Origin of the sequence: Micrococcus sp. SL257 (assembly GCF_026625585.1) — a bacterium.
GTDB lineage: Bacteria > Actinomycetota > Actinomycetes > Actinomycetales > Micrococcaceae > Micrococcus > Micrococcus luteus.
Genome location: NZ_CP113053.1, coordinates 68,597 through 89,924 on the forward strand (window position 1 = coordinate 68,597; position 21,328 = coordinate 89,924).

General features: G+C 73.7%; 22 protein-coding genes and 1 riboswitch. Of the genes, 13 read left to right on the forward strand and 9 right to left on the reverse strand.

Features of this window, described 5'->3' with window-relative positions; genetic code table 11:
• Positions 1 to 46 precede the first annotated feature (46 nt).
• The 7 genes from OVA32_RS00290 (at position 47) to OVA32_RS00320 (ending at position 6,544) form a co-directional block, all read left to right on the forward strand.
• Positions 47 to 586, forward strand: a complete 540-nt coding sequence (locus tag OVA32_RS00290; RefSeq protein WP_036316089.1) for an NUDIX hydrolase family protein — start codon at positions 47 to 49, stop codon at positions 584 to 586.
• A 2-nt stretch (positions 587 to 588) separates the two neighbouring features.
• Positions 589 to 1,488 (forward strand): DUF6707 family protein, encoded by a 900-nt coding sequence (locus OVA32_RS00295; protein ID WP_230297492.1) that lies wholly within the window; start codon positions 589 to 591, stop codon positions 1,486 to 1,488.
• 70 nt (positions 1,489 to 1,558) lie between these two features.
• Positions 1,559 to 2,131, forward strand: a complete 573-nt coding sequence (locus OVA32_RS00300) for a GNAT family N-acetyltransferase (protein ID WP_063189932.1) — start codon at positions 1,559 to 1,561, stop codon at positions 2,129 to 2,131.
• 74 nt (positions 2,132 to 2,205) lie between these two features.
• Positions 2,206 to 3,000, forward strand: a complete 795-nt coding sequence (locus tag OVA32_RS00305) for a glutamine amidotransferase (RefSeq protein WP_267714632.1) — start codon at positions 2,206 to 2,208, stop codon at positions 2,998 to 3,000.
• A 31-nt stretch (positions 3,001 to 3,031) separates the two neighbouring features.
• Entirely contained in the window at positions 3,032 to 3,991 is a 960-nt protein-coding gene (locus OVA32_RS00310; protein WP_267714634.1) for an ornithine cyclodeaminase family protein, read from the forward strand.
• A 41-nt stretch (positions 3,992 to 4,032) separates the two neighbouring features.
• Positions 4,033 to 5,376 (forward strand): tRNA guanosine(34) transglycosylase Tgt, encoded by a 1,344-nt coding sequence (gene tgt, locus OVA32_RS00315; protein WP_061867531.1) that lies wholly within the window; start codon positions 4,033 to 4,035, stop codon positions 5,374 to 5,376.
• Positions 5,377 to 5,602: 226 nt separating this feature from the next.
• Positions 5,603 to 6,544, forward strand: coding sequence for an endonuclease domain-containing protein (locus OVA32_RS00320; RefSeq protein WP_267714636.1), 942 nt, complete (start codon positions 5,603 to 5,605; stop codon positions 6,542 to 6,544).
• Positions 6,545 to 6,644: 100 nt separating this feature from the next.
• Here OVA32_RS00320 and OVA32_RS00325 read toward each other — a convergent pair whose 3' ends face one another.
• Entirely contained in the window at positions 6,645 to 7,859 is a 1,215-nt protein-coding gene (locus OVA32_RS00325; protein ID WP_036341128.1) for an acyl-CoA dehydrogenase family protein, read from the reverse strand.
• A gap of 126 nt (positions 7,860 to 7,985) precedes the next feature.
• Here OVA32_RS00325 and OVA32_RS00330 point away from each other — a divergent pair, with 126 nt between their 5' ends.
• Positions 7,986 to 8,591 (forward strand): TetR/AcrR family transcriptional regulator, encoded by a 606-nt coding sequence (locus OVA32_RS00330; RefSeq protein ID WP_036341145.1) that lies wholly within the window; start codon positions 7,986 to 7,988, stop codon positions 8,589 to 8,591.
• A 10-nt stretch (positions 8,592 to 8,601) separates the two neighbouring features.
• Here OVA32_RS00330 and OVA32_RS00335 read toward each other — a convergent pair whose 3' ends face one another.
• The 3 genes from OVA32_RS00335 to OVA32_RS00345 form a co-directional block, all read right to left on the reverse strand.
• Positions 8,602 to 9,237, reverse strand: coding sequence for a GNAT family N-acetyltransferase (locus tag OVA32_RS00335; RefSeq protein ID WP_002856702.1), 636 nt, complete (start codon positions 9,235 to 9,237; stop codon positions 8,602 to 8,604).
• Between the two features lie 99 nt (positions 9,238 to 9,336).
• Entirely contained in the window at positions 9,337 to 9,660 is a 324-nt protein-coding gene (locus tag OVA32_RS00340) for a putative quinol monooxygenase (RefSeq protein WP_010079505.1), read from the reverse strand.
• Positions 9,657 to 10,121 (reverse strand): DUF4126 domain-containing protein, encoded by a 465-nt coding sequence (locus OVA32_RS00345; RefSeq protein WP_134376989.1) that lies wholly within the window; start codon positions 10,119 to 10,121, stop codon positions 9,657 to 9,659. The genes OVA32_RS00340 and OVA32_RS00345 overlap by 4 nt, the downstream gene beginning before the upstream one ends.
• A gap of 131 nt (positions 10,122 to 10,252) precedes the next feature.
• On the opposite strand from OVA32_RS00345, the gene OVA32_RS00350 reads away from it, so the two are divergent.
• The 3 genes from OVA32_RS00350 (at position 10,253) to OVA32_RS00360 (ending at position 12,786) form a co-directional block, all read left to right on the forward strand.
• Positions 10,253 to 11,098 (forward strand): hydroxymethylpyrimidine/phosphomethylpyrimidine kinase, encoded by an 846-nt coding sequence (locus tag OVA32_RS00350; RefSeq protein ID WP_119217559.1) that lies wholly within the window; start codon positions 10,253 to 10,255, stop codon positions 11,096 to 11,098.
• A gap of 56 nt (positions 11,099 to 11,154) precedes the next feature.
• Complete coding sequence (locus tag OVA32_RS00355) at positions 11,155 to 12,210, forward strand: hypothetical protein (protein WP_134376990.1); 1,056 nt, start codon at positions 11,155 to 11,157, stop codon at positions 12,208 to 12,210.
• A 90-nt stretch (positions 12,211 to 12,300) separates the two neighbouring features.
• Positions 12,301 to 12,786: a hypothetical protein gene (locus tag OVA32_RS00360; RefSeq protein WP_002856696.1), complete on the forward strand. Its 486-nt coding sequence runs from the start codon at positions 12,301 to 12,303 to the stop codon at positions 12,784 to 12,786.
• 250 nt (positions 12,787 to 13,036) lie between these two features.
• Here OVA32_RS00360 and OVA32_RS00365 read toward each other — a convergent pair whose 3' ends face one another.
• Positions 13,037 to 14,296, reverse strand: a complete 1,260-nt coding sequence (locus OVA32_RS00365; protein WP_144825619.1) for a sensor histidine kinase — start codon at positions 14,294 to 14,296, stop codon at positions 13,037 to 13,039.
• Positions 14,297 to 14,317: 21 nt separating this feature from the next.
• Positions 14,318 to 14,491, reverse strand: coding sequence for a hypothetical protein (locus tag OVA32_RS00370; RefSeq protein ID WP_002856694.1), 174 nt, complete (start codon positions 14,489 to 14,491; stop codon positions 14,318 to 14,320).
• Positions 14,492 to 14,642: 151 nt separating this feature from the next.
• On the opposite strand from OVA32_RS00370, the gene OVA32_RS00375 reads away from it, so the two are divergent.
• Entirely contained in the window at positions 14,643 to 15,326 is a 684-nt protein-coding gene (locus OVA32_RS00375) for a response regulator (protein WP_144825618.1), read from the forward strand.
• Positions 15,327 to 15,337: 11 nt separating this feature from the next.
• On the opposite strand, the gene OVA32_RS00380 is transcribed toward OVA32_RS00375, so the two are convergent.
• The 3 genes from OVA32_RS00380 to gcvP all read right to left on the reverse strand — a co-directional run bounded on the left by OVA32_RS00380 (position 15,338) and on the right by gcvP (position 20,405).
• On the reverse strand, positions 15,338 to 16,171 hold the full coding sequence (locus OVA32_RS00380) for a thermonuclease family protein (protein WP_144825617.1): 834 nt from the start codon (positions 16,169 to 16,171) through the stop codon (positions 15,338 to 15,340).
• Between the two features lie 117 nt (positions 16,172 to 16,288).
• Positions 16,289 to 17,455 (reverse strand): glycine cleavage system aminomethyltransferase GcvT, encoded by a 1,167-nt coding sequence (gene gcvT, locus OVA32_RS00385; protein WP_044659070.1) that lies wholly within the window; start codon positions 17,453 to 17,455, stop codon positions 16,289 to 16,291.
• A 13-nt stretch (positions 17,456 to 17,468) separates the two neighbouring features.
• Positions 17,469 to 20,405 carry an aminomethyl-transferring glycine dehydrogenase gene (gcvP, locus tag OVA32_RS00390; RefSeq protein WP_144825616.1) on the reverse strand — a complete coding sequence of 979 codons (2,937 nt, stop codon included), beginning with the start codon at positions 20,403 to 20,405 and terminating at the stop codon, positions 17,469 to 17,471.
• 161 nt (positions 20,406 to 20,566) lie between these two features.
• Positions 20,567 to 20,683: riboswitch (glycine riboswitch) on the reverse strand.
• A 201-nt stretch (positions 20,684 to 20,884) separates the two neighbouring features.
• Here gcvP and OVA32_RS00395 point away from each other — a divergent pair.
• Complete coding sequence (locus OVA32_RS00395) at positions 20,885 to 21,256, forward strand: ectoine synthase (protein WP_020624813.1); 372 nt, start codon at positions 20,885 to 20,887, stop codon at positions 21,254 to 21,256.
• Positions 21,257 to 21,328: the final 72 nt, after the last annotated feature.

Sequence of the window (21,328 nt, forward strand, 5' to 3'; positions counted from 1 at the left end):
CGGGACCCGGTGTGCCCCCGGCGCGGAACTCCGGTAGAACAGAACCATGAGCGTGCGCACCCCCGACCCGAATCCGGGCTGGCTGTCCGACGAGGACCTCTACGAGGCCCGGCGCCGGCTGCCCATGGTGTATGTGGAGGCCATCCCGGTGCGGCTGGACTCCCTCGGCTACGTCACCGAGATCGGCCTGCTCTACGTGGCGGACGAGACCGGCACGTTCCAGCGGACGTTCGTCTCCGGACGCGTCCAGTACCGGGAGACCATCCGCGCCGCGCTGATGCGCCACCTGGAGAAGGACCTCGGCCCGCTCGCGTTCCCGCAGCTGCCGCCATCGGTGGTCCCCTGCACCGTCGCCGAGTACTTCCCGGCGCCGTCCGAGACCGGGCTGACGGACGACCGCCAGCACGCCGTGGCCCTGGTGTACGTGGTGCCGGTGACGGGTGAGTGCCAGCCGCGCCAGAACGCGCTCGAGCTGACCTGGCTCACCCCCGAGGAGGCCCTCGGCGAGGACATCCAGGCCGAGTTCATCGGTGGCCGCGGGGACCTGGTGCGCCAGGCCCTCGCCCACGTGGGATGGGGGCGCTGAGCATGGCACCGGTCGTCGGCGGCTACCTCCGCCATCTGAAGTCCCAGGACGTGCAGCCCGGGGACAGCTTCCTGACCCGCCGCGGCGAGCCCGCCCCGCCCGTGGCCTCGACCCGGGTGATGCGGGACGACTTCGGCACCCCCGCGCTCGTGATCGCCACCCTCGAGGGCGGCCGGGAGGTCAAGATCGCCCACGGCTCCGTGATCCGGGTCCGCACGGACCGCCCGGAGGAGCGCAGGGCCGTCCCGGACACCACCTTCTCCCCCGTGGACGCGGGGTCCCCCGAGGAGCGGATCGTCGCCGTCGGCAAGCGCCACCTCGACGACACCGAGCTGACCGCCACCGCGGCCCGGCTCTCCCACGGGTTGAACCTGCGCTCCGGCTCCCAGCTGGAGGACGTGTTCGGCATGGCCGAGCGGCTCTACCTGCTGCACGAGGACACCGAGGGCACGCTCGCCACCCTGGGCCTGCTGACGAACCTGCCGTGGGACGGGGCCGTGGGGCGGTGGAAGTCCATCCAGGCCGCGCTGTCCCTGGCGTCGCTGATCCTGCGCGAGGAGGGCGAGCACATCGCCGCCGCCAACCTCGGTCGGCGCCTGCTCGAGGCGGACGAGGTCCCCTCCGAGCCGGGCCGGGCGTCCCGCGTGCTCGAAGTGCGCCAGCGTCAGCTCAACGAGCCGCCGCTCTACGACCGGGAGATCTCCCGCGCCCTGCAGGCCCGCGACGCCGAGGCCGAGTATCAGTGGCGCCGGGCCCGGTTCGGCCAGCTGCTCTACCTGCGTGCCCGCGGCGGCTCGGAGACGCTCACGGACGCCGACCTGGATTCCCGGATCGCCCGGGAGCTCGGCGCGCTGCGCACCCTCGCCGACGAGCTCGAGGCGAAGGCAGCCACGCGCCGGTGACACGCCTGCCGGGGTCCGGCTCGTGTGGCGCACCTCACTCTCCAGCCCCTGCCGGGGTTATGCTCCCGGCATGACCGGCTCCGCACCCGCCCAGCTCCGCCCCCTCCGCGCCACGGACGCGCCCGCCGTCCTGGCGGCCTTCCACGCGGGCACCGTCGGCATGGCCGATCCCGCAGAGGTCACCGACGACGCCTCCGCCCGCGCCTACGTCGACGGACTGGTCCAGGCGGAGGGGACGGACGCCGTCGCCGTGGTGGAGCGCGGGACGGACACGCTGATCGGCCTGGTCGCCGTCGTGCGCGACGAGGCGCACGGCACCGGCGCGCTCACCGCCTGGCTGCATCAGGGCTGGCGCGGGGACGCGATCATGTCGCGGGCGGCGACCACCGTGGCGGACGCCGAACTGGCCGAGGGCGGGCTCGAACGGATCGAACTGGCCCACCGGGCGGACAGCCCGACGGCGGGGGCCGTCGCCCGGGCCGCTGGGCTCCGTCACGAAGGCACGCAGCGCGGCCGCCTCCGCACGGGCGGGCGGCGGCTCGACGTGCACCTCTACGGCCGGCTGGCCGCGGACCCGCTGCCCGAGGAACGCGTCCGTCCCCTGCCGTGGGCCTCCGACGCCCGCCCCTGGGCCGACCGCTGACCGCGACCCGCCCCCGACGACGCCCCGCGACGCCGTCACGCCCTCCCGGCCCGATGCCCCGCTAGTCTGCCGAGATGACCACCCCGACCGGCGCCATCCCGAGCCCGCATCCGCGGCCGTTCCTCCTCGTCCAGACGCGCCCCGAAGACGACGCCGCGGCCGCCGAGGTCGAGGCCGTCCAGCGACTGGGCGGCTATCCGGAGGGCCGGCTGCGGGTGCTGCGCCTGGACCGCGTCGTGCAGCGCCCGGACGTGGCCACGCACGGCCTGGACTGGGAGGCGGAGCTCGCGGACGTCGCCGCCGTGATCCTGCCCGGCAGTCCGTTCACGGGCACCGATCCCGAGGAGACCAAGTCCCCCGTGCAGCGCGCCGTGGAGGCGGAGCTGGGCCGGATGCTCGACGTCGTCCGGCGCCGCGACCTGCCGTTCCTCGGCTGCTGCTACGGCGTCGGCACGCTGGGCCGACATGCCGGCGGCGTCGTGGACAACGCGTACGGTGAATCGGCCGCGCCCGTCGAGGTCACGCTCACCGACGAGGGTGCCGCGGATCCGTTGCTGGCCGGGGTGCCGCGCACGTTCGCGGCGTACGTCGGCCACAAGGAGGCGATGAGCGCACTGCCGCCCGGCGCGGTGCTGCTCGCCGCGGGCGCCGACTGTCCCGTGCAGATGTTCCGGCTCGGCACCCGCCAGTACGCCACCCAGTTCCACCCGGAGCTGGACCAGGCCGGTATCCTCGAGCGCCTTGAGATCTACCGCGAGCACGGGTACTTCGCCCCGGGCGAGTACGAGCCCACGGTGGCGGGGCTGGCCGCCGTCGACCCCGAGCACCCGCGCCGCATCCTGGCGAACTTCCGCACGCTGTTCGGGTGAGCCCGCCCGGCCCACCCCGTAGCGTGGCTGCATGGACACGCACCGCGCCACCGCTTCCCTGCCCTGGATCGACGGCCCCGCCGTGCGCGCCGCCCTGAGCCCGCGCGCCGCCGTCGACGCGCTGGAGGCGGCCCTCGCCGCCGGCCTGGACCCGGAGGCCGACGCCCCCCGCACCCGCGTGTCCACCGCCGCCGGGCAGCTGCTGCAGATGCCCTCGACGCGCGGGACCGAGGTCGACACCAAGCTGCTCACCCTCACGCCGGACAACCCCGAGCGCGGACTGCCCGTCATCCAGGGCGTCTACGTGCTGTTCGGCGCCCCGGGCACCCCCGGCCAGGCACCGCGGGCCGTGCTGGACGGCGTCGAGCTGACGGGCCTGCGCACCTCCGCGGTGTCCGCGCTCGGGGTGCGGCTGCTCGCGGACGCCTCGCCCCGGCACCTGGTCGTGGTCGGCACGGGCGTGCAGGCGTGGGAGCACGCGCTCACCTTCCAGGACGTGTTCGGGCTGGAACGGGTGTCCGTGGTGGGCCGCGACGCCGACCGGGCCGCCGCCCTGGCCGCGCGCATCGAAGCGGAGCTGGGCGTGACCGCGAGCGCCGCGGGCCCGGAGGCCGTGGCGGAGGCGGACGTCGTGGTGACGTGCACGGCCGCGACGGCCCCGCTGTTCGACGGGACGCTCGTGCCGGAGCACGCGACGGTCGTGGCGATGGGCTCGCACACCACGGACGCCCGCGAGACCGACGACGCCCTGGCCCGCCGCGCGACCGTGGCGGTGGAGTCGCGGGACTCGGCCGCCCGCGAGGCCGGGGACGTGACCCTCGCGGTGGCCTCCGGGGCCCTGGCCGGGATCGAGGACACGGTGACGCTGGCCGAGCTCGTGGCCGGGACCGCGCGTCGGCGGGAGGGTGAGCCCGCCCTGTTCGTCACCACCGGCATGCCCTGGCAGGACCTGGTGGTGGCGAGCGCGGTGGCGCGGGTGGTGCTGGGCTGAGCCGGGGCGGCCTGCGGCGCCCGCGCACTACCCTGGGTCCCATGCCTGAGACCCCCGCCGCCCCGACGCCGCAGCCCGCCTCCGGTGCCCCCGCGCATCCCTCGCAGTTCGGCTTCGAGGTGACGCACCGGCTGGAGACCGGCGGTGCGGACGGCGCCCCGCTCGGGCGCACCGGCGTGATCACCACGCCGCACGGGCGGATCCAGACGCCGGCGTTCATCCCCGTCGCGACGCAGGCCTCGGTGAAGGCCGTGCTGCCCGAGTCCATGGCGGAGCTCGGCGCGCAGGCGCTGCTGGCCAACGCGTACCACCTGTACCTGCAGCCCGGTGACGACCTCCTGGACGAGGCCGGCGGCCTCGGCGCGTTCATGAACTGGCCCGGGCCGACCTTCACGGACTCGGGCGGCTTCCAGGTGATGAGCCTCGGCTCGGGCTTCAAGAAGGTCATCGACATGAAGGGCCCCGGCGCGCCTGAGGGGCAGGGCGCCGACGACGCCGTCGCCCCCGGCAAGGAGCGCCTGGCCAACGTCGACGACGACGGCGTCTGGTTCAAGTCCCACCTCACCGGGGAACGACACCGGTTCACCCCCGAGGTGTCCGTGGGCATCCAGCACAACCTCGGCGCGGACATCATGTTCGCCTTCGACGAGCTGACCACCCTGCACAACTCCCGCGGCTACCAGGAGGAGGCTCTCGAGCGCACCCGCCGCTGGGCCCAGCGCTGCCTCGACGAGCACGCCCGCCTCACCGGGGTCCGCGCGGCGCGGCCGTACCAGGCGCTGTTCGGCGTGATCCAGGGGGCCCAGTACGAGGACCTGCGCCGCAAGGCCTGCCGCGACCTCGCGGGGATGCGGGCCGAGTTCCCGGCCGCGGGGGAGCTCGACGGCGTGACCTCCGGCTTCGACGGCTATGGCGTCGGCGGGGCCCTGGAGAAGGAGAACCTCGGGACCATCGTGGGCTGGTGCGCGCAGGAGCTGCCCGAGGACAAGCCGCGCCACCTGCTGGGCATCTCCGAGCCCGACGACCTGTTCACCGCCGTCGAGAACGGCGCCGACACCTTCGACTGCGTCTCCCCCACCCGTGTGGCCCGCACCGGCGCGTTCTACACCCGCGACGGGCGCTACAACCTGCCCGGGGCGAAGTACCGCCGAGACTTCGGCCCGCTGGACCCCGAGTGCGACTGCTACACGTGCGCCCACTACTCCCGCGCGTACCTGCGGCACCTGTTCAAGGCGAAGGAGATGGTGGCGCACACGCTCCTCTCCATCCACAACGAGCGGTTCACGGTCTCGCTCGTGGACCGGATCCGTGCAGCCATGCAGGACGGCACGCTCGCGGAGCTCAAGGCCGAGACCCTCGGCCGGTACTACGCCCCGAAGGGCTGAGCGGTGCTGGGTGCGCCGGCACGCTGCGGCGGGCGCGAGCCAGACGTTTCTGCTGTTCTGAGGGGGCTGTCACGACCGATTCGTCTGGCTCAGCGCCGCTCGGACGCGTGGAAGACGTGAGCCAGACGATTCAGCGGCTCCTGCACAGGGCCGCCGACCCGGCTCGCCCTCCACGGCCCTCGCTGTCGCGGCACCGGGTCCGCCCATGGAAGGAGAGGGTGGCAGCATGGTCGCCCCTCCTCCGCACGACGACGCCACCCTCAGCCCCGTCTTCCCGGTCGCCGCGGGGCTGCAGGCCGGTCTGACGACCTCGCAGCTGCGCGGCCCCCGATTCGACGCCCCGCACCACGGGCTGCGGCACACCGCCGGGGGTCAGCCCTCACTGGCCGACGTCGTCCGCGCCCTCCAGCGGACGAACCCCGGCACCGCGGCCACCCACGCCACCGCCGCTCGCCTCTGGGGGATGTGGCTGCCGCGGCAGTGGGAGCGCGGCCCCATCCATCTGGCGCGCACGCGGGCCGAGGGCGGGGCGCCGCGCCGCAGCGGCGTCGTCGGGCATGAACTGCACCCGCAGGACCCCGTGCTGGTGCGTGCCCGGGTGCGACTCACGACGCCGGCCGCCACCTGGGCGGCGCTGGCGCAGCTGGATCTGCCGTTGGACGACGTCGTCGCCGCCGGGGACAGCCTGCTGCAACGGGCTGACGGCCCGGCGGGCCGGCGTCGCCCCGGCGAGCATCCACGGTGCACCGTGCGTGATCTGGAGGCGGAGGTGCTGCGGGTGCGCGGGAGGCGAGGGACGCGGACCCTGCGAGCGGCCCTGCCGCTGCTCAGGAACGGCGCGGATTCGAGGGCCGAGACGCTCCTCCGACTGGCGCTGACCGACGCGGGCGTGCCGGGGCCGGAGGTGAATCCGCTGCTTCTGCTGAGTGACGGGTCCACCGTCCGGCCGGACTTGGTGTGGCGGGAGGCGCGCGTCTGCGTGCAGTACGAGGGCGATCATCACCGGACTGACCCGCAGCAGTGGCGCCGTGACATCGAGCGCGACCGCCGGATGCAGGCCGAGGGGTGGATCGTGCTGCGCGTGACCGCCAGCGTCTTCACCCAGCGGGGCCTCAACGCCCTGCTGCGCGACCTCGCCGCCCACCTGCGGCTCCCTCTGCCTGCGTGAGCCAGACGAATCGGCCGCCGAGCCAGACGAATCGGCGGCAGGGGGGCGTGCGTACCAGCAGAAATCTCTGGCTCACGCCGCCGCCCCCGCTCGCGTCATCTCACACGAACGCGCCGACCCCCGTGATCTCGCGGCCGATGATCAGCCCCTGCACGGTCTCGGTGCCCTCGTAGGTGTGGATCGCCTCGATATCCGCGAAGTGGCGGGCCACCTCGTTCTGGATGAGGATGCCGTTGCCACCGAGCAGGTCGCGCGCGTTCGCGGCGATGGACCGCGCGGCGCGCGTCGCCGAGTACTTGGCCATGGACGCCATCGGCCCGGTGAGCCGGCCCTCGTCCTCGAGCCGGGTCGCACGCAGCACGAGCAGCTGCACCTGGGTGAGCTGGGAGAGCATCTCGGCCAGGCGGGTCTGCACGCTCTGGGCGGCGGCCAGCGGCCGGCCGAACTGGATGCGCTGCCCCGCGTACTGCACCGCCGCCTCGTAGCAGCCCACGGCCTTCCCGAGGGCGGACCACGCGACGCCCACGCGCGTGGCGAAGAGGACGCGGGAGGTGTCCTTGAAGGAGCGGGCCTCGGGCAGGACGTCGGCGTCGGGCACGAAGACGCCGTCGAGGGTGATGTGGGCCTGGTCGATGGCCCGCAGCGCGACCTTGCCCTTGATGACCTCGGCCGTGTAGCCCTCGGACTCCTGGCGCACGATGAACCCGCGGACCTTCTCGTCCTCGGCGCTGCGCGCCCACACCACGGTCACCCCGCCGGCGGCCCCGTTGCCGATCCACTTCTTGTGCCCGTGCAGCCGCCAGCCGCCGTCGACGCGCTCGGCGCGGGTCTCCAGCGAGACCGAGTCGGAGCCGTGGGTCGGCTCCGTGAGCGCGAAGGCGCCGTAGAGCTCGCCGCGCGCCATGGCCGGCAGGTGCTCGGCACGCTGCTCCTCGCTGCCGCACAGCTGGATCGAGCGCATGGCCAGACCGCCCTGCACGCCCGTCATCGTGGCGATCGAGCCGTCCAGGCGCGAGAGCTCCATCATGGCCAGGCCCGCTGCAACGCGGGAGACGTCGGGCAGCCCGTCCACGGGCACGCCGTCGCGCAGCAGGTCGGCCTGCCCCAGGCGGGCCACGAGGTCCAGCGGGTACTCGTGGCGGTCCCACGCCTCCCGGATCCGGGGCAGCACGTCCGGCTCGAGCGCGAAGGCGCGGGCCCGACGCCACACGTCCTTCTCGGCGTCGGAGACGTCCGCGAGCGCCAGGTAGAAGTCGGTGTCCAGCGGCGTGGCGACGTCGTATTCGGGCTCGACGGTGGGCAGGGTCTCGGTCATGGTGGCCTCCCGGGCGGGGTCGGAGAGATGGGTGTGTCCGTCATCACCCTACACCGACTGACACGCCATCTCACAGAAACAGACGCAGTCTCACCCCCTCTCCTCGCCCGTGGCACCATGGCCCGCATGACGACGCCCGCCGAGGACACCCTCACCGCCCTGATCCACCTGCTGGACCGCGAGGGCTACGACGCCGTCACGGCCGACCAGCTCGCCCGCCAGGCCGGCATGAGCCGGGCCAGCTTCTTCCGCCACCTCGGCGGGAAGGAGGAGGTGGTCTTCGCCGACCATGCGGCGCTGCTCGCCCGCCTGGACGACTTCCTGCGCGGCACCTCCCTCGGCGTGCGGGAGGCCCTCGAGGAGGCGGTCCTCCAGGTCTTCCGGCATCACACCGCCGATCCGGACCGGGCCCGGGCGCGCTCCCGCCTGCTGCGCGGCTCCCAGGCGCTGCGCACGCGCGAGCTGCTCACCTCGCACCGCTACACGGAGCTGTTCTCCGGCTGGCTCGCCACGGCCCTGCCGGACACGCCCGCGCGCGGCGGGGTCGCCGTCGGGCTGGCGGCGGCCGTGGTGGCCGTCCACAACCGCGCCCTGCGGGCGTGGCTCCACGCCCCGGCCGACGACGCCGAGGCCGGCCTGCGCGCGGACCTCGCGGAGGTCATCGCGCGGCTCACGGCCGAGCCGGCCGAGGCCGAACGAACGCTCGCCGCCGTGCGCCGACTCGTGGGCTGACGCCCCGCCCTCAGCGGCCGGCGACCTGCGCGTTCTCCGCCCCGAACGCGGGCGGGTAGCGGAACTCGCCGGCCGGCACCTCCGCGCCGTCCTGGAGCGTGAGGATCTGCAGCGCCTCGGGTTGACGCGCGAAGGCCGCGTGCACGCCGTGCTCGGAGGCCCGGTGGAAGCCGAACTTCGCGTAGTACTCGGGCCAGCCGTAGACCACCACGACCTCCTCGCCGTCGGCCTGGGCCTTCTGGAGCAGGGCGTTGACGAGCGCGGTGCCGGCGCCCTCGCCCTGGTGCTCGGGCAGGACGCCGTGCGGGGCGAGGGCGATCACCTCGGCGTGGTCGATGTGGGCCCGGACCAGGGTGCCGTAGCCCATCGGGTCCGACTGCAGGTCCGTGCCGGGGATCGCGGCGGTCATGGCCACGAGGGAGTACTGGGGCAGCCAGCCCTCCGCGCCGCCGGCGAGCGCCTCGACGAGGTCGGCCTCGGCCGTGGACGCGAAGGCGAGCTCGGCGATCTGGCGGACGGCGCGGCGGTCGGCCGGATCGTCGTGATCGGCCTCGCGGGTGGACCAGCGGTGGCCGAGATCCTGGCCGGCAGGGACGTGGGCGGTGCGGTGGCCGGGGGTCTGGGTGCTGTTCTGCTCGGCGCTCATGCGCTCACCGTAGCCAGGGTGTGACCCCGGATACAGAGACGGCGCCCTGCGTCACGCTCGTGACGCGGGCGCCGTCGCCTCCTCTGGCCGGGGGCGGGCTCAGTCGATCTGCAGCTCGCCCATCGGGCCGAAACCCTCCGCACCGACCTGCTCGGAGATGATCTGGGGCGTGCTCGCCAGCAGCGGGCGCATCGCGTCCAGGCCCTCCTGGAAGTGCGGGGACGCGACGTGGGCCTGCGCACCCTCGTCCGTGAACCCCTCGAGCAGGAAGTACTCGTTCGGGCCGCCCTCCACCGGGCGGTACCACTCGAAGAACAGGTTGCCGGGCTCGGAGCGCACGTCCGCGGTGTACTTCGCGACGGCGTCCATCCACTCGTCGGCACGCTCGGGCTGGACGGTGAACTTCAGGTTGATGAGGATCATGCCGTCCATTCTGGCCCACCCGGGACGGCCGCGGCACGGCCTCGCGTCCGCCGGTCGCGGAACCGCCGGGCCAGCAGCCACAGGCCCACGACGACGGCGACCACCAGCACGGCGACCAGCACCGGCAGGAACAGCGCGGCCGCGACGAGGCCGGCCGCCGAGACGTCCTCGGCCGCCGAGAGCACGGGCGCGGCGGCCCCCACCGTGACCGTGTCGGCTCCCACGACCGTCTGGACGGCGTCGTTGACCGCGTCCACCCCGGGGATCTTGTCCGCGACGAGCTCGAGCGCGAGCAGAACGCCGAGGATCCAGAGGGAGGCGTCGGCGGCGAGCCACGTCCAGCCCGCGGGCAGGTCGACGAGCCCCGTGAACCGGTCCAGCAGACCCAGGGCGAGCAGGGGGATGTAGGCGTTGAGCCCGGCCGAGGTGGCCAGGCCCGTGCCGGTGAGGAACTCGAGCACGTCCGTCCCCGTCCTTCGCGGGTCGCTCGGGGCGCCCGGGCGGACGCTCCGGGTCCGAGGACCCTCGTTCCCCGGTGAACACCGCCGGCCGTCGGGCGCTTCCCGTCCGGGGTCGGTCCTACCATGGGCGCATGCCCCAGACCGCTCACTCCCCCCAGCACTCCGCCTCCGCCCCCGCGCTCGCCCTGACCATCGCCGGGTCCGAGGCCACCGGCGGCGCCGGCGCCCAGGCCGACCTCAAGACGTTCCAGGAACTCGGCGTCTTCGGCATCGTGGCGCTGACCTGCATCGTCTCCTTCGACCCGGAGGACGACTGGAACCACCGCTTCTTCCCCGTGCCCACCGAGATCCTCCAGCAGCAGCTCGACGCCATCCAGGGCGACTACCCGGAGCGGCTGCGCACCGTGAAGCTGGGCATGCAGGGCTCCCCGGAGGTCATCCGCACCTCGGCCGCGGCCCTGCGCCGCGCCGCGTGGGACCACGTGGTCCTGGACCCCGTGCTCATCTGCAAGGGCCAGGAGCCGGGCCACGCCCTGGACACGGACCAGGCGCTCAAGGCCGAGCTGCTGCCGCTGGCCACCTTCACCACCCCGAACCACTTCGAGACGGAGCAGCTCTCCGGCATGACCGTGCGCTCGGTCGAGGACCTGACGGCGGCCGCTCGGCGCATCCACGAGATCTCCGGCGCGGCCGTGCTGGCCAAGGGCGGGATGCACCTGCCCGGCCCGGACGCCGTGGACGTGTTCGTGGACGGGGACACCGTGGAGGTGCTCTCCGCCCCGAAGATCGGCCAGTCCGGCGTCTCTGGTGCGGGCTGCTCGCTCGCCGCCGCCGTCACCGCCGAGTTGGCCAAGGGTGCCACCACGCTCGAGGCCGCGCGCCGCGCCAAGGAGTTCGTGCGAGCCGGCATCGCGCAGGCGGTGGAGGGCCGCACGCCGTTCGCCGCCCTGTGGCAGGGCGGCCTGCGCTCCGCCTGAGCGCGCACGTGGGCCGCTGACTCGTCCTGAGCCGGGCGGTGCGCCACACTGGGGGCATGAAGCTCTCCTCCCCCGCCCCGTCCGTCCCCGGCGAGGTCCACCACTCGGCGTCGTCCGTTCCCGTCGACAACGCGGAGGCCGTCGTCCCCGCGCTGCGCCAGCGCGCCCTCGCCCCGGGCGGCCGGCTCTACGGGCTGGCGGCGGCGGCCGCGGTCGGCGGGCTCACCCTGCTGGATCCGCACGCCCGCCGAGGGCGCGAGCGTCGGGCCCTCGCAGAGCTCGAGGCCGCCGTCAGCGGCACGTTCCTCGCGGCCGAGACCGCCAACGCCCTCCACACCGCCGCGATCGCCGACGGCGAGGTGGCCCCCTCCCCCGCCGCGCGTGCCCTGCGCGGGCTCGGCGGACTGGCCGTCGGCGGCGCGGTCGCGGCGGTCGCGCTGCGCACCACCGGCCTGAACGACCGGATCGACGGCGCCGTGGTGCGCGGGCTCCAGCGGGCCGGCGTCCCCGCCCCGCGCGTCGCGCTGGCCGCAGCGGCCTCCCTGGCGATGCTGCTGGCCAACGAGGACGCCCGCCGGACCCGCCGCGACGCCGTCGAACTCGCCGTCACCGGCCCCGCCGGCCTGGACGAGGACACGGTCGACGAGGTCGAGCCCGAGGCCACCGCCGAGCTGCCGGTCGAGGTGCGCGTCCTGCTCGAGACCCTGCTCGACCCGGCGCTGGCCGAGGGCCGGGACCTGCCCGGGGCTGAGGCGCTGCGCTCCCAGCTGCCGCACGCCCGCACCGTCACCTCGGTGGCCGAGGCCATCCGTGAAGCCGGCGAGGTCCCGGACTGGGTGCCGCTCGTCGTCCAGACCGACGACGACATCCGTCGCGCGGTGCCGAACGACTGCGTCTGGCCCGTCCGCGGCCGCTTCGCCTCCGGCTCCGCCGGAGGACACGAGCTCGAGCTGCGCCTGCAGGTGATCGACGGGGAGATCGGCGCCCTGACGGTGACCCTGCCCGCGGACGCCGAGGCGGACAGCGACGCCTGGGACGCGTTCCAGGAGATCGAGTCCTTCCCCGGCGTCGAGGACCTGGCCTTCCACGTGGACGGCGACCGGCGCGCCTGACCGGGAACTCTCCCGGGGCCCGTCCAGCCCGGCCCACTACAGTGGGGACCCGCCCGACGTCGTCGATCCCCCTCCCGGAGAGTTCCCGCCATGACCACCCCCGCCCCGGTCGCGTCCGCCGCCCGTGCCCGTCGCCGCGCGGCCCGTTCCGGCCCCCGCCCGCAGCTGCGCATGGGACTGAACGGGTTCCTCGTGGCCTGGCTGCTGCCCAACCTCGTGATGGCCGCCGTGGTGGCGGTCCTGGCCGTGGTCCCGGGCCTGCAGGCCTTCGGCAGCCTGACACCGCTGCTGACGGTGGTCGGGGTCGCCGGGCTGGTGGTGGGGCTGCCGCTGTGCCTGCTCGTGAACTGGGCGTTCCGGCACGTGCTCAACCAGTGGGTCCACGTGCTGGCGTACGCGCTGATCGGCATGCTCTACGGCCTGGTGGTGCTCACGCAGGGCGCGGCGGGCATCCTGCCGATGCTCATCCCGGTGATCGGATTCCCGGCCGCCGTGCTCATGGCCCTGGGCCGGACGGCGGCCCGTCCCCTCGTCCGCACGGTCACCCCGGAGCCCTCGCCCGCCGAGCCGGCCTGAGCACGCCCGCAACGAGAAAGGACGATGGCCGGATGGCCATCGTCCTTCTCGGAACCGCGTCCGGGGCCCGCATCCCCTCAGGCATGTATCCCGGCTCGTGATTCGCACTGTGCACCGTCTCAATGGGGCATGACCCACTCTAGGAGGGACGACGGCGCCCCCGACAGTGGCGGATGGTGCAGACTTTCGGGCGATGATGTGAGGCAGCTCACATGGACGTGGTCCATGACGGTGCCGGCGCCGGCCTCAGTCAGACGGACCGGGGGAGCACCGCGCGCACCCGCCACCCCCAGCCCCCCGGCCCGGCCTCGATCGCGCCGCCGAAGGTGGCCACGCGATCCCGCATGGAGTTCAGGCCCACACCGGAGGAGTTCCACTGCGGCGGGCCGGACCGCTCGGCGACGGTGTTCTCCACCGCGAGCACCACGTCCGACCCCGCGTCGCGGAGTTCGATGCGCACGCGCGCGCCCTCGCCGGCGTGCTTGGCGACGTTCGTGGTGGCCTCCTGGAGCACCCGGTGCAGGGTGGACCGCACGGAGATCGGCATCGCGTTCTGGTCGCAGCGGACGTCCGTCTCCACCGTCATGCCGAGACTGCGCAGCTCCTCGGCCAGGCGGGCCACGGACAGGACCGGATCCGCGGACGTCGCGCCGTCCGCGCCCCCCGCGGCGCCCGGCTCACCGCTCAGGTCCACGATCCCGTCCTCCTGGAGGATGGAGAGCATGCGCCGCAGGTCCCGGAGCGCGTCCTTCGCGGAGTCGCCCACCACGTCCAGCACGCCCTGAGCCGCCTCCGGGGTGCCGAGGTAGCGTGCCGTCCGGGCCTGCATCGAGATGATCGTGAGGTTGTGCGCAACCACGTCGTGCAGGTCGCGGGCCAGGGAGCGACGCTCGGCCTCGGCGGCCAGCCGGGCCCGCTCCTCCGCTTCGAACACCCGGCGGCGGTCCCGTTCCCGCCGGGCCAGGCTCTCGCGGATGAAGAGGCCGCCGCCGAGGCCCATGGACATGAGCAGCAGGATGAACCACGTGGCGTTCGACTGACCCACCGCGAACGGCTGGGCGACGCCCCAGGTCAGCGCCAGGACGGCGGCCGTGACGACGAACCCCCAGGAACGGGCGGTCGCCGCGACGGCCCCGAGGACCACGGGCGCGACGACGGCGAAGAGCACCTCGGAACCGCCGACGACGGTCGCGACGGCCCCGGGCAGGAGCAGGGCGAAGCCCACCGTGCTGCGCCACCACTGGGCGAGGAAGGCGCTGGTCGCCGACGCGATGGCGATCCCGTCCAGGACCGGGATGACGCCGTGGCCCGGGCCGAACAGACCGATGTCGGACGCGGTCGAGGCGAGCAGGAAGGCCGACCCGAAGGCGAGATAGACGCGGCTCAGCGGCGCCGCGGCCCAGAACGCGCCCCACCGCAGGCTGGGCGGCTGACGCCACGATGAGGAGCGGCGCGCCCGGAAGGGCGCGCCGCTTCGGACGGAGGGGGTCGATGGACTCGGATCAGGCATCAGGGGCGGACCGACCCGGGGTCAGTCGCACCAGATGCCGAAGTGGCGGCACGTCCACTCCGCAGTGCCCTTGCCGAGGCCCAGGGTCGTGACGACGTCGTCCTCGGCCGAGGCCGCCGAGGCGGCGGCGGCCGGAGCGCCGACGAGGGTGGAGGCGAGAAGGAGAGCGGAAGCGAGGAGAGCACGAGTCTTCATGGCCCCAGTATGTATGACACCCGTCACAAATGGTGCACGCCGCGCACAGGCCGCGCTGCGGCACGTCGCAGATGACGGCCAGCGGACACCCCGGCCTCACCCCGACGCCGACAAGGTGGCATGCGCCACAGCACCGGTTACGCTGACGTGCGTGTCCGAAGAGCTGCGCATCCTGATCGCCGACGACCAGCCGCTCATGAGCGGCGCGCTCCGCGTGCTCGTCGACTCTGCCCCCGGCATGACCTGCGTGGGCGTGGTCGCCAACGGCGTCGAGGCCGTGGAGGCGTGCGCCGCCGTCGAGCCGGACGTGGTCCTGATGGACATGCAGATGCCCCTGATGGACGGGGTGGAGGCCACGCGCCGGATCAAGGAGGCCCACCCCGAGGTCCGGGTCCTGGCGATCACCACGTTCACGTCCGAGGACTATCTCGTGCCGGCCCTGCGCGCCGGAGCGGGCGGCTACCTCCTCAAGGACGCGGAGCCGCCGGCCATCCTGGGCGCCATTCAGGCCATCCATCGCGGCGAGTCCGTGCTCTCCCCCGCCGTGGCGACCAAGCTGCTCGCCTCGATCGAGCGGGACCGGCCGCCGGTGGGCCCCACCTCGGTGCAGCCCGGCAGCCCCGACGGCTCCGACCTCACCGAGCGGGAGCTGGGCGTGCTGCGGCTGCTGGCCCGGGGTCAGTCGAACCCGGAGATCGCCGCCAACCTCTTCGTCTCCGAGTCCACGGTCAAGGCCAACCTCACGCGGATCATGGCCAAGCTGGAGGTCCGCGACCGCGTCCAGCTGATCATCCGGGCGGCCCAGCTCGGGCTCGTCACCCTCGCCCTGGACTGAGCGCGGCGAGGTCAGCCGCGGGCCGCGATCTCGTTGCGCCGCGTGTTGAGGTCCTTCAGGACCTGCATCCCGTGCTCCACCACCGGGTCCGCCTCGGCCAGGAGCGAGTCCTTGGCCGGGCCGTAGGCGAGGTCGGCGAACGTGCCGTTCTCCGGGTCGAGGGCCCGGACCTCCTGCTGCACCAGGCGCACCTGGTCCAGGCCGGCCGCGTACTCCACCGCTCGCTCGTCGATCTTCGTCAGGGACGCCTCCGCGTCCTCCGGGATCTGCTCCAGGGCGAACTGGGCCTCGTAGAGCCGGTTCTGGTACGTGCAGGGCTCCTCGATGTCGTAGAGCCCCACGCCGCGACCCACGGCCTCCTGATTGGCCTGGGCGATCTCCTCCGCCAGGCGCTTGCCGACGGCGACCTCCGTGGGGGCGGCCATGCCGGCCTCCGCCATGGCCACGTTGACGGTGCCGCCGCCGATCGAGATGACCGCGCTCTCCATCCCTTCGGGCGCGCCCTCGTCCGAGGTGGTCATGCTCGCGGTCGCCCCCTGCGGGAGCCGATCACGCAGCCAGGAGTAGGACTCCTCCCCCATGCAGAGGTTGGGGCCGACCTTGAGGCCCTCCGGGTTGCGGCCCGCGCTCGTGACGCCGGCGAGGACCACGGTCCGCTCGGTGCCGCCTTGGTTCACCACCACGGTGTTGCCGTCCAGCACGGTGACGATGTCCACGCGGGCGGCGTCGGCGGCCACGCCGCGGAGGACGGTGACGATGCCCAGCAGGAGCAGGACGGCGGCGACGGCGAGGAAGACCAGCAGCCCCTTCAGGGGGACCCGGGCACGGGCGGCGACGTGAGTCATGCGGACTTCCTGCAGGTGGACGGCGGGACGGGGGGCCGCGACGACGGCCCGGAGCCCGAGTCTAGCGAAGGGCCCCGGGACCGCCGAGCGGCGGGCCGAGGGACGGCTGCGTCGGGCTCAGCGCTCCCGGCGGTAGAACGGCGTGGCCACCACGGTGAACGGCTCGCCGCGGCCGCGCAGGTCCACCTGCAGGGACGTGCCCTCGGCGGCCACGTCGCGGCGGACACGGGCCAGGGCGATGGGGTGTCCGAGGGTCGGGCTGGGGGCGCCCGAGGTCACCTCGCCCACCCGCTCGCCGGACTCGTCCAGCACGGCGTAACCGTGCCGGGCGGCACGCCGACCCGCGCCCTGCAGCCCCACGAGGACCTCCTCGACGTCGTCCCTGCCGACCAGCGCGGATCGTCCGACGAAGTCGGCCTCCTTGCTCGCGGGCACCGCGAAGCCGACGCCAGAGGCGTGCGGCTGGTGCCCGGTGTCCAGCTCGTTGCCGTAGAGCGGCATGCCCGCCTCGAGGCGCAGCGAGTCCCGCGAGGCGAGCCCGCACAGCGTCAGCTCCACGCCCGCCTCGTCCGCGGCCGAGAGCATCGTGTTCCACACGGCGGAGCCGCGGTCGCCGGCCTCGGCGGTGGAGGCGGCGGGCAGGAACAGCTCGAAGCCGTCCTCACCGGTGTAGCCGGTGCGGGCGACGACGGCGATGACGTCACCGGCGTCCGTGGGCACGGTCAGGGTCAGGTGGCCGTAGTACTTCAGCTCGGCCAGCTGCGCCGCGGCCTCCGGCATGGCCCGGGCGAGGATCCTCTCGGCCTGCGGGCCCTGCACGGCCACGAGGGCGGTGGTCGAGGACTCGTCCTCGACGACGGCGTCCCAGCCCGACGCCCGCTGGTTCAGGGCGGTGTGGACCGCGGCGATGTTGCCAGCGTTGGGCACCACCAGGTAGTCGGGCTCGGAGCCGGCCTCGCCGTCGTCCATCCGGTAGACGATCGTGTCGTCCAGGATGGTGCCGGCGTCCGTCAGGCACAGGGCGTACTTGGCGCGGCCGGGCTTCAACGTGGAGAGCACGCTCGAGAGGGCGTGGTCCAGCATGGCCCCGGCCTCCGGGCCGGTGACCCGGATCTCGCCCATGTGGGAGAGGTCGAAGAGGCCGGCGGAGGTGCGGACGGCCTTGTGCTCGGCCAGCTCGGAGCCGTACTTCAGGGGCATGTTCCAGCCGCCGAAGTCCGTGAACGTGGCGCCCGCGGCCTCGTGGACCGGGTGCAGCGGGGAGTTGCGCGTCGAATCGCTCATGGGGGTGATCCTCTCAGTCCTCGTCGGCGGTGTCGGCCACGGCGCCCTCGAACGCCTCGGGCGGCGGGCACGAGCACACGAGGTTGCGATCGCCGTAAGCGCCGTCGATGCGGCCCACCGGCGGCAGGTACTTGTCCAGACGCAGGCTCGGCACCGGCGTGCCCGCCTGGGCGCGCGAGTAGGGGCGATCCCACTCGTCGGCCATCAGGACGTTGAGGGTGTGCGGGGCGCGACGCAGGACGGAGTCCGCCACGGTCTCCGGGGTGACGGCGGTGATCTCGGCGTGGATGGCCTCCATCGCCTCGATGAACCGCTCGATCTCCTCGAGGTCCTCGGACTCGGTGGGCTCCACCATGAGCGTGCCGGCCACGGGGAACGCCAGGGTCGGGGCGTGGAACCCGTAGTCGATGAGGCGCTTGCAGACGTCCTCGGCGGTCACGCCCGTGCGGGCCGTGAGCTCGCGCAGGTCGAGGATGCACTCGTGGGCCACGAGGCCCTCGTTGCCCGTGTAGAGCGTCGGGTAGAGGGGCGCGAGGCGGCGGGAGATGTAGTTGGCGCCCAGCAGCGCGTGCGCGGTGGCGGAGCGCAGACCCTCGGCGCCCATCAGGTGGATGTAGGCCCAGGAGATGGGCAGCACGCCGGCCGAGCCGTGCGGGGCCGCGGTCATCAGGGCCTCGCGGGAGGGCAGGTACGGCACGAGGTGCTCGCCCACCGCCACGGGGCCCACGCCCGGGCCCCCGCCGCCGTGCGGGATGCAGAACGTCTTGTGCAGGTTCAGGTGGGAGACGTCTCCGCCGAACTCGCCCGGCTGGGCCAGGCCCACGAGCGCGTTGAGGTTGGCGCCGTCGATGTACACCTGGCCTCCCGCGGCGTGCACCGTGGCGCAGACCTCCTTGACGTCGGCGTCGTAGACGCCGTGCGTGGAGGGGTAGGTGATCATGATGGCCGCGATGCGGCCCTCGTTCGCCGCGATCTTGGCGTCCAGGTCGGCGGCGTCGATCGTGCCGTCGTCGGCGGTGGCGACGACGACGACCTTCAGCCCCGCCAGCACGGCTGAGGCCGCGTTGGTGCCGTGGGCGGAGGCCGGGATCAGGCAGATGTCCCGCTCACCCTCACCGCGGGCCAGGTGGTACTGGCGGATGGCCCACAGGCCCGCGAACTCGCCCTGCGAGCCGGCGTTCGGGGCCACCGAGACGCCCGCGTAGCCGGTGATCTCGGCGAGCTTGGCCTCGAGGTCCTCGATCAGGAACCGCCAGCCCTCGGTCTGGTGGTCGGGCGCGAACGGGTGGATGGAGCAGAACTCGGGCCAGGAGATGGCCTCCATCTCCGCGGTGGCGTTGAGCTTCATGGTGCACGAGCCCAGCGGGATCATGGTCCGGTCCAGCGCCAGGTCGTAGCCGGAGAGGCGGCGCAGGTAGCGCAGCATCTTCGTCTCCGAGTGGTGGGTGTTGAACACCGGGTGCGTCATGAACGCGGAGGAGCGGCGTAGCGCCTCCGGCACGGCCGGGGTGGCCACGGCGCCCTCGTGCGCGGAGGCCGGCAGGGAGCCCGCGTCCAGGCCGAACGCCGTCAGGACGGCCACGAGGTCGGCGTCGACGGTGGTCTCATCGGCCGCGATCCGCAGGGTGTCCGCGTCCACCAGGCGCAGGTTCACGCCGTTCTCCTCGGCGGCCTTCAGGACCTGCTCAGCCCGGCCGGGCACGCGGACGGTGATCGTGTCGAAGAAGTGCTCCTCGGCGACCTCGACGCCGCCGGCCCGCAGCGCCTCCGCCAGGCGGACGGCCTGGGCGTGGGCGTGGCGCGCGATGCGGGCGATGCCCTGGGGGCCGTGGTAGACGGCGTACATCGAGGCGACGATCGCGAGCAGCGCCTGGGCGGTGCAGATGTTGGAGGTGGCCTTCTCGCGCCGGATGTGCTGTTCGCGCGTCTGGAGGGCGAGGCGGTAGGCGGGCTTGCCGGCGTCGTCGTGGGAGACGCCCACGAGGCGGCCCGGCATGCTGCGCTGCAGGCCCTCCTTCACGGCCATGTAGGCGGCGTGGGGGCCGCCGAAGAACAGGGGCACGCCGAAGCGCTGCGTGGAGCCGACGGCGATGTCCGCGCCCTGCTCCCCGGGCGGGGTGATCAGGGCGAGGGAGAGGATGTCCGCCGCGACGGTCACGAGGGCGCCGGCCTCCTTGGCCTGCGCGATGACGGCGGCGTGGTCGTGGATGCGGCCGGAGTCGCCGGGCTGCTGCAGCACGACGCCGCACAGGCCCTTCTCCTCGACCTCGGCGCGGACGTCCTCCGGGATGCCTGCGGAGAGGTCGGCCACGCGCACGTCGATGCCCACGGCCTCGGCACGCAGGCGCACCACGGAGAGGGTCTGCGGGAAGAGGTCCGCGTCGAGGAGGGTGACGCCGTCGGTCCTGCGACGGTTGGCGCGGTGCATGAGGAGCACGGCCTCGGCGGCGGCGGAGGCCTCGTCCAGCAGAGAGGCGTTGGCGATGTCCAGGCCGGTGAGGTCCTGGACCATCGTCTGGTAGTTCAGGAGGGCTTCGAGGCGGCCCTGGGAGATCTCCGGCTGGTACGGCGTGTAGGCCGTGTACCAGGCCGGGTTCTCCAGCACCTTGCGGAGGATGACGCCCGGGGTGACGGTGTCCGAGAAGCCCTGCCCGATCATCTGGGTCTTCATGACGTTGCGGCCGGCGATCTCGCGCAGCTGCTCCAGGACCGCGGACTCGGTCAGCGGGGCGGGCAGCTCGAGGGGCTTCGGCTGGCGGATGCCGGCGGGGACGGCGGTGTCCACGAGGGCCTCGAGCGAGTCGTAGCCCAGGGTCTGCAGCATGTGCTCGACGTCCGCGGGGCGCGGGCCGATGTGGCGGGCCACGAAGGGGGCCGAGGCGGTGTCCTTGGGCTCGACGCGCTCGTGGGGCAGCGCGGTCGTGCTCTCGGTGGTCTGGGGGCTGGTCACGGGGTACCTCCGGGGGATCCTGCCGTGGTCACGGCGTGGGTCTGCTCCTCCCCGCTCTGTCATGGACCTGAGAGTTTCCGACGCCCGGGTGGGCGGCTTGCACCGTCGGTGGTCTCGGTCCGGACGCGGGCGCGGCGGAGTGAGACGCTTTCCAGAGCGCCTGACCCCACGCGGTACGGATGCCTGAGAGATTCCCGGGGAGGGTTTGCTCCTTCGGCGGCCTGCTCACGCGGCCGGCCGGGGCAGGACGCGCGCCGACGCTCTCCCGCGCGGGGCATGCGGCGTGCCGTCAGTATCCCACACGTGTAGGCCGCGTCACAGGGCGCCCGGGAGGGGCCGGACGGGGCGTGTCGAAGGCTTTCGTTGATGAAACGGGCGCCCGGGAGGGGTTGAGTCGCCCCACGCGCCCGTGCCTACCGTGGCGAGGACGGGCGGACGTGTTCCTCCGCCCCGGAGCCGACCGAGGGAGCGATCCACCCATGTACACCCGCAGCCGGAACGACGTCGAGAAGGTCGAGTGGGGCGGAGGCACCTCCGAACGCCTCATCACCGCGAAGGACGAGATGGGTTTCGCCGTCGCCCACACGATCGTGCGCGCCGGATCGTCCTCGAAGCTCCAGTACCGCAACCACCAGGAGGCCTGTTACTGCATCGCGGGCAACGGCTCCGTGGTGGAGCCGGACGGCACCGTCCACGAGATCACGCCGGGTGTCATCTACGTCCTGCCGGACCACGAGCCGCACGACCTGCGCGGCGGCACCGAGGACATGCACCTGATCTCGGTGTTCAACCCCGCCATCACCGGCGACGAGAAGCACACCCTGTCGGAGGACGGCTACTCCAGCTACTGAGCCCGGGCACGGTGACGGGAGGCGTCGACGACGGCGCCTCCCGCGTCGGCGCCGACGGCGGCGTCCGGTCGT

Coding starts and splice junctions, on each gene's coding strand:
- OVA32_RS00290 (WP_036316089.1), top strand. CDS start 47: ATGAGCGTGCGCACCCCCGACCCGAATCCGGGCTGGCTGTCCGACGAG.
- OVA32_RS00295 (WP_230297492.1), top strand. CDS start 589: ATGGCACCGGTCGTCGGCGGCTACCTCCGCCATCTGAAGTCCCAGGAC.
- OVA32_RS00300 (WP_063189932.1), top strand. CDS start 1,559: ATGACCGGCTCCGCACCCGCCCAGCTCCGCCCCCTCCGCGCCACGGAC.
- OVA32_RS00305 (WP_267714632.1), top strand. CDS start 2,206: ATGACCACCCCGACCGGCGCCATCCCGAGCCCGCATCCGCGGCCGTTC.
- OVA32_RS00310 (WP_267714634.1), top strand. CDS start 3,032: ATGGACACGCACCGCGCCACCGCTTCCCTGCCCTGGATCGACGGCCCC.
- tgt (WP_061867531.1), top strand. CDS start 4,033: ATGCCTGAGACCCCCGCCGCCCCGACGCCGCAGCCCGCCTCCGGTGCC.
- OVA32_RS00320 (WP_267714636.1), top strand. CDS start 5,603: ATGGTCGCCCCTCCTCCGCACGACGACGCCACCCTCAGCCCCGTCTTC.
- OVA32_RS00325 (WP_036341128.1), bottom strand. CDS start 7,859: ATGACCGAGACCCTGCCCACCGTCGAGCCCGAATACGACGTCGCCACG.
- OVA32_RS00330 (WP_036341145.1), top strand. CDS start 7,986: ATGACGACGCCCGCCGAGGACACCCTCACCGCCCTGATCCACCTGCTG.
- OVA32_RS00335 (WP_002856702.1), bottom strand. CDS start 9,237: ATGAGCGCCGAGCAGAACAGCACCCAGACCCCCGGCCACCGCACCGCC.
- OVA32_RS00340 (WP_010079505.1), bottom strand. CDS start 9,660: ATGATCCTCATCAACCTGAAGTTCACCGTCCAGCCCGAGCGTGCCGAC.
- OVA32_RS00350 (WP_119217559.1), top strand. CDS start 10,253: ATGCCCCAGACCGCTCACTCCCCCCAGCACTCCGCCTCCGCCCCCGCG.
- OVA32_RS00355 (WP_134376990.1), top strand. CDS start 11,155: ATGAAGCTCTCCTCCCCCGCCCCGTCCGTCCCCGGCGAGGTCCACCAC.
- OVA32_RS00360 (WP_002856696.1), top strand. CDS start 12,301: ATGACCACCCCCGCCCCGGTCGCGTCCGCCGCCCGTGCCCGTCGCCGC.
- OVA32_RS00365 (WP_144825619.1), bottom strand. CDS start 14,296: ATGCCTGATCCGAGTCCATCGACCCCCTCCGTCCGAAGCGGCGCGCCC.
- OVA32_RS00370 (WP_002856694.1), bottom strand. CDS start 14,491: ATGAAGACTCGTGCTCTCCTCGCTTCCGCTCTCCTTCTCGCCTCCACC.
- OVA32_RS00380 (WP_144825617.1), bottom strand. CDS start 16,171: ATGACTCACGTCGCCGCCCGTGCCCGGGTCCCCCTGAAGGGGCTGCTG.
- gcvT (WP_044659070.1), bottom strand. CDS start 17,455: ATGAGCGATTCGACGCGCAACTCCCCGCTGCACCCGGTCCACGAGGCC.
- OVA32_RS00395 (WP_020624813.1), top strand. CDS start 20,885: ATGTACACCCGCAGCCGGAACGACGTCGAGAAGGTCGAGTGGGGCGGA.